This window comes from Mycobacterium sp. 663a-19, assembly GCF_035616495.1.
Taxonomy (GTDB): domain Bacteria; phylum Actinomycetota; class Actinomycetes; order Mycobacteriales; family Mycobacteriaceae; genus Mycobacterium.
The window spans coordinates 1-669 of sequence record NZ_JAPJAV010000041.1 but is presented as its reverse complement, the minus strand read 5'-3'; the positions used below and the strand labels follow the sequence as shown (position 1 = coordinate 669).

Genomic DNA, 669 nt, shown 5'->3' with positions numbered 1-669 from the left:
TCATCGAGGGCGGGGTCGGTGCGCCCGGCGATGGGGTAGCCGAGGGCCACCTCGGTGCTGGCGGCCAGGGTGCCCAGCAGCACCGCCAGCCCGGCCGCGATCACCATGAACCCGGTCGCGTCGTGCTCGCCGGCCAGGCGGGTCAGCGCGGTGTGCAGCTCGGCGGGCCAGTCGATGGCCACGGTGGCGCCGCGCCCATCGGCGACCGCCGGGTAGGGGCGGTCGGTGGGCAGCGACAACCGCTCGGGCATGCCGGCCAGCGCCTGCTGCCAGTAGGCCAGCTGCGCGGCGATCGGGCTGTGCGGGTCATCTAGATCCCCCAGCAGCTGGCGCTGCCACAGGGTGTAGTCGACGTATTGCACCGCCAGTGGGGCCCAGCCCGGGGCGCGCCCATCACGGCGGGCGGCATAGGCGGCGCCCAGATCGGCCAGCAGCGGGGTCATCGACGCGCCGTCCGCGGCGATGTGATGGGCCACCGCCACCAACACGTACTCATCAGCGCCGGTGTGGAAAAGCTGGGCGCGCAGCGGGATCTGGGTGCCCAGATCAAACCGGTGGGCGGCGACCTGCTCGAGAGCTTCCGCCAGTTGGTTGTGCGGCCAGCCGCGCGCGTCGATGACCTGCCAGCCGAAATCGGCCTGCTCGGCGCTCAGCACCACCTGATACGGG

1 protein-coding gene is annotated in these 669 nt (G+C 72.8%); it reads right to left on the bottom strand.

The genetic code is table 11. The annotated features are described in order from the left end of the window. Positions 1-669: condensation domain-containing protein (locus OQ968_RS24770; RefSeq protein WP_324682289.1), on the bottom strand; the 669-nt coding region annotated here is incomplete at both ends.